We start from the raw sequence: 4,987 nt of genomic DNA, 5'->3' as shown, positions 1-4,987 counted from the left end.
GAGTACGCCGCCCTGGCCGAGCACATCATCGTCAACCCGATGCTCAACGGCGAGGTGATCCGCCTCGACGGCGCCATCCGGATGGCCCCCAGGTAGGCCTATCGTGCAGCTAGTCAACAATTCCTCATGGAAGTAGCCGAAGAATCGAAGCGAAACTGTATCGAGAAAACCCGGAGATGCGGCCGCCGCAACGGTGGCGACCCGCGCCGTATCCAGCCGGCGATCAGCTCGCGGTGGCCAGCGCCTGCCCGTCCTCAAGCTGCTCCGAGGTGTCGCCTTCTACCAGGAGGTCACCGTGGTAGAGGGCTTCGAAGTCAACCTTGATGACGTCGGCACTCGAGTCGTCGATCCACATGGCACTGAGCATATTGGTCGCCATTAAGGGATCTTTGAGCCAACCTTCGGAAAACGGTGGCAATCCTACTGCCGGGTAGGGCTTCGTCCGGGCCAGCACCGGTCGCACGGTTTGTACTTGCCGAGGTCTCGCTGCTGTCCTCGCGCGGGAGGTTGGCGAACAGGTCGGCGTGGACGACGAGCAGTTTGGCCGCCGAGTTCTCGAGGGTGTAGGAGGCCTCACCTGATATGAAACCGGTGTGACTCCTGGAATCTGCTCCGGCCTGCATGACAGCCTCTTCCGGACAGCGGATATGTTTGGACTCGTCAACAGCATGGGTGGCGACTGGAGGTAGACGTTGAACAACAGAACCACCGTCGACAACCCGCTTTTCGCCCGGATCTGGAAGTTCATGTCGAACCACGAAACCGAGTGGCTGCGCGACCGGCGGCGAGAGAACCTCGACGGGCTGTCCGGGCGGGTGCTTGAGGTCGGCGCCGGTGTCGGAACCAACTTCGCGCTCTACCCCGACACCGTGACCGAGGTGGTGGCGGTGGAGCCGGAGCCGCGGCTGCGCGAAGTCGCTCGCGGCGCGGCGTCCTCGGCTCCGGTGCCGATCAGCGTGGTGGCGAGCACCGTCGAGGCGCTGGATGTCGGTGAGCCGTTCGACGCGGTGGTGTGCTCGCTGGTGCTGTGTTCGATCGACGAACCTGAAGATGTTCTGCGCCAACTGTATTCGCAACTCCGGCCGGGTGGCGAGCTGCGCTTCTTCGAACATGTCGCCAGTCACGGCGCACAGGGTGTGCTGCAGCGCGTCGCCGACGCGACGGTGTGGCCGCGGTTGTTCGGCAACTGCCACACGCACCGGGAGACCGAACAGATGATCGCCGCCGCCGGCTTCCAGCCGCAGACCGCCCGGCACGGTCACCAGTTTCCGTCCTGGGCGCCGGTGCCGGTGTCGGAGTTCGCGCTGGGCCGCGCGCAGCGTCCGTCCTGACCTGGCCGTTGCCGTTGGTGTCGCGACTCACGGCGCCTGCCTGGACAAAACCGCCGCCGTGGGCGCTGGCTCGACGTGACGGTTAAGTCAGCAGCGCGGGAAGTTTCTGCAACAGCCCGGGTAGTGCCCGAGACGCGGTGTCGCGCAAGGTCACCGTCGCAGAGTCGGAAAGCGGCGTCGGCTCGGGGTTGATCTCGATGACGGTGGCGCCGCGCGCCAGCGCCAACTCGGGCAGCCCGGCAGCCGGGTAGACGATCCCGGAGGTGCCCACCACGATCAACACGTCGGCGGCTTCGGTCGCCTCGACGGCGCCACGCCACGCCTCGTGTGGCAGCTCTTCGCCGAACCACACAATGTCCGGGCGGATCAGGCCACCGCAGGCGCACTGCGGCGGCTTGATGTCCACCGCGGCCTCCGGCATATCCGGCAGCTCACCGGTGTAGGGCGAACCACAGGCTGCGCAACGGAATTCGAATAGGCTGCCGTGCAGGTGATGCACGGTCGAACTACCGGCACGCTCATGCAGGTCGTCGACGTTCTGGGTCACGACGCACACCTGGGCGTGCCGCTCAAAGGCCGCTACTGCCCGATGGCCCTCGTTCGGTTCGACCCGGCCGACCAGGTAATGACGCCACAGATACCACCCCCAGACCCGTTCGGGATGCTCCTGCCAGCCCTGGACGCTGGACAGCTGGTAGGGGTCGAAGCGGGCCCACAGGCCGGTTTTGTCGTCGCGGAATGTCGGCACTCCGCTCTCGGCGGAGATCCCCGCGCCGCTGAGCACCGTCACCCGCACAGCACCAACCTAGCGTGCTCGGGCGATACCGGACGGGTGGAGTCCATCGAGTTGCTGCGGGTGGACGTGCACGCGGGCCCGCCGCTCGCCGATCAACTCAGGTTGCAAGCTATCGATGCGTTATCTCGCTGCGGCGTTGGACGGGTAAACGGCGCTCAGCCGAACTCCAGCAGCGTCAGCGACGGGCGCAGTCGGTCGAGGGCGCGCAGCCGGTAGGCGGTCGACAGCACGGTGTTGAAGACCAGGCCGCGGCCCGGCGGAAGTTGCAGGTCGCGGACGGCGCGAATGCCGGGCACCGTCTCGACCAGGTTGGCCGCGTCGGGCACCATAGGCTGAACGGCATCGGCGGGGACTTGTAACGCAGCGAAGTCCACAGGCCGCGACGTGTCAGCTTGGTAAACCACGCAGGCGGTACGTCGAAGAGCATCTGGCCGCCCGGAAACCTGCTGGCGCACTCGGTGATCAGCCCCATCGCCTGCTCCGGCTGCAGATACATCAACAGGCCTTCGACGGTCACGAACACCCCACCGGCCGGGTCGACCCGGTCCATCCAGCTGTAGTCCAGTGCGGACTGGGCACACGTCGACACTCGCGGCTTCAGCTCCAGAGTCGGCAGCAGCCGCTCGCGAAGATCGATGATCGGCGGAAGATCGACTGTGAGCCAACGGAATCCGGAATCTGAAATGGCTGCATCCAGACGCCAGAAGCTGGTCTGCAGACCCTCGGCCACCGCCACCACAGTCGCCGACGGGCGGTGCTGCAGGTAGCGACGGGTGTGGACGTCGAAGGCCAGGGCACGCAAGGCGATGTCTTGGCGGACCGGCCCGAACTTCGCGAAGTCGAAGTCGATCGCGTCGACCAGCGAGATCGCCATCGGATCGTCGATGATCCCGTCGGCGCGGCGAGCTTCGCGCGCCCGCGCATACAGGGTCAGCAGCGCGGTCTCGGATACACCGCCGAGGTTGACTTTTTCTTTAGCGGGGCTCATGGATGCGAAACACTACCGTTACAGACGAAATTGGCCATTGTTGGCCGTTGCCGGGGTAACGGTTGCCCGGCCCGGGTCACCGCGTACGTTCCGGCAAGGTCGACGAGGTTCGGTTCCTCGTATCCTTGACCGGGGGCGGTTCCCGGTGGTCACCTGCTGGCTCTTGGGTCCGGTCTGGTTGGTAGCTCTCACCGCGCGATCCTCCGGTTGCTGCGGTGTCACACCTTTTCGACGCCGGGTTCTAAAGCCTCGGGCGCGACGCCCGATCACCGTGGCCGCAGCCTGGTGTCGGGTGACGTTGTGGTAAGGGCGACGCCAATGCTGTCCCAGATCACCTTCGGCCTGTTGCCGCCGCGACGACACTCGCGCATACCCAACAGCTCTACGCCGCAGCGGGCTTATGGGTGAGAGCGTCCAGATCGCCGATCCGAAAGATCCGCCGACCCCCAGCGCTACGCGCATCGGGCAACCGGCCCTCCGACGCGTAACGGCGCAACGTCCGCGTTGATACCCCCAACCGATGCGCAGCCGCGGTCGCCGACACGTAATCATCAGGCCCGCGGTTAGCCACTGCTCCACCTCTCCTGTGCCCGGCCCTGCGCCAGGCAGTACCACCGCCATGACCAATAATGACCAATAAAAGTGGCTCCTATCTGGCAGGTCACTACTCGATACTGCGACACTTCCAGACACGTCCGACAACCACCCTTTAGCCGCTACCGGCCAACAAAACCGTCAGCTGTTCACAACCCGCTCAGCACCTTGCCCAACGTGCGTAGGTTGCGTGTGGTGGTCGAGGACTGATACCGCTTCTTGCCCGTTATCTTGCCGATGGCGCTGCTGAGGGTGTCGCCCTTGGCTACCTGCCAGTAGATGACGCCGTCACCGCGGGCGATCTTCTCACCGGCGCCGGCTTGGCCGGCCAGCGTGGCCAGCTCGTCCAGGACCACGGCATCGGCGACGAACGTGACGTAGGAGTGATGCCCGGCGACCTCGGGTCGGAAGGGATATGCCTCGACGATGGCACGCACCGTGTCGATGCCGTAGACCAGCACCCACGCTTCGTAGCCGAACCGCTCCCGTAACGCGGCCTCGGCGGCGGTGCGCACCGCCGCCACTTCGCCCGGAGAATCCAGCAGTACGTTGCCGCTGGCCAGCACGGTGCGGACGTTGCCGAACCCGGCGTCAGTGAGCGCGGCTGCCACGTCGGCCATCTTGAGGTTGACGCCCCCGACGTTGACGCCGCGCAAGAACGTCGCGTACCGGGTCATAGGCGTTGATGGTAACGACGCGGCGACTCAGACCGGGCCGGTAGGCTTTCGCCCATGGGACGCCAGGTTTTCGACGACAAACTGCTGGCCGTGATCAGCGGGAATTCGATCGGCGTACTGGCCACGATCAAACGCGATGGGCGCCCCCAGCTGTCCAACGTGCTGTACCACTTCGACCCGCGCAGCCTCGTCCTGCAGGTATCGATCACCGAACCGAGGGCCAAGACGCGCAACCTGAGGCGGGATCCGCGGGCATCGATCCTGGTCAGCTCCGATGACGGGTGGGCCTACGCTGTCGCCGAGGGCACCGCGGAGTTGACGGCACCGGCTGCCGCGCCTGACGACGACGCCGTCGAGGCGTTGGTCGCCTTGTATCGCAGCATCTCAGGCGAGCACCCGGATTGGGGGGAGTACCGCCGTACCATGGTCGCCGATCGGCGGGTGGTGCTGACGCTGCCGATCTCGCATCTGTACGGCATGCCCCCCGGCATGCGCTGACCGCTGCGCCCGATGGCACGGCTCCTCCCCGGGCGGTTCCCGCCCGCATCGTCGCCGCGCTACGCCCGATGGCACGGCTCCTCCCCGGGCGGTTCCCGCCCGC

The 4,987-nt window shown here is 66.1% G+C and carries 6 protein-coding genes and 2 pseudogenes; 3 read left to right on the top strand and 5 right to left on the bottom strand.

Translation table 11 applies throughout. The features are described from left to right. Positions 1–96, top strand: a pseudogene (locus AC2VON_RS15110) (3-hydroxyacyl-CoA dehydrogenase); the annotation flags it as partial. Between the two features lie 127 nt (positions 97–223). Here AC2VON_RS15110 and AC2VON_RS15105 read toward each other — a convergent pair. Further along, on the bottom strand, positions 224–355 hold the full coding sequence (locus AC2VON_RS15105; RefSeq protein ID WP_486953678.1) for a hypothetical protein: 132 nt from the start codon (positions 353–355) through the stop codon (positions 224–226). Between the two features lie 391 nt (positions 356–746). On the opposite strand from AC2VON_RS15105, the gene AC2VON_RS15100 reads away from it, so the two are divergent. Then, the gene (locus AC2VON_RS15100; RefSeq protein WP_486953680.1) at positions 747–1,331 is read left to right on the top strand and encodes a class I SAM-dependent methyltransferase; all 585 of its coding nucleotides are present in this window, start codon (positions 747–749) and stop codon (positions 1,329–1,331) included. Between the two features lie 82 nt (positions 1,332–1,413). Here AC2VON_RS15100 and AC2VON_RS15095 read toward each other — a convergent pair whose 3' ends face one another. The 4 genes and pseudogenes from AC2VON_RS15095 to AC2VON_RS15080 all read right to left on the bottom strand — a co-directional run bounded on the left by AC2VON_RS15095 (position 1,414) and on the right by AC2VON_RS15080 (position 4,386). Further along, positions 1,414–2,127, bottom strand: coding sequence for an NAD-dependent deacylase (locus AC2VON_RS15095; RefSeq protein WP_486953677.1), 714 nt, complete (start codon positions 2,125–2,127; stop codon positions 1,414–1,416). 155 nt (positions 2,128–2,282) lie between these two features. Further along, a pseudogene (locus AC2VON_RS15090) lies at positions 2,283–3,115 on the bottom strand (class I SAM-dependent methyltransferase). 382 nt (positions 3,116–3,497) lie between these two features. Then, positions 3,498–3,659, bottom strand: coding sequence for a MerR family DNA-binding transcriptional regulator (locus tag AC2VON_RS15085; protein WP_486953679.1), 162 nt, complete (start codon positions 3,657–3,659; stop codon positions 3,498–3,500). Positions 3,660–3,858: 199 nt separating this feature from the next. Continuing rightward, the gene (locus tag AC2VON_RS15080) at positions 3,859–4,386 is read right to left on the bottom strand and encodes a DUF1697 domain-containing protein (RefSeq protein WP_486953676.1); all 528 of its coding nucleotides are present in this window, start codon (positions 4,384–4,386) and stop codon (positions 3,859–3,861) included. Positions 4,387–4,440: 54 nt separating this feature from the next. Here AC2VON_RS15080 and AC2VON_RS15075 point away from each other — a divergent pair, with 54 nt between their 5' ends. After that, positions 4,441–4,884, top strand: a complete 444-nt coding sequence (locus AC2VON_RS15075; RefSeq protein WP_486953675.1) for a PPOX class F420-dependent oxidoreductase — start codon at positions 4,441–4,443, stop codon at positions 4,882–4,884. The last annotated feature ends 103 nt before the right edge of the window (positions 4,885–4,987 follow it).

The organism is Mycobacterium sp. TH-M82 (genome assembly GCF_057473605.1).
This window is presented reverse-complemented; position numbering and strand designations above follow the sequence as displayed.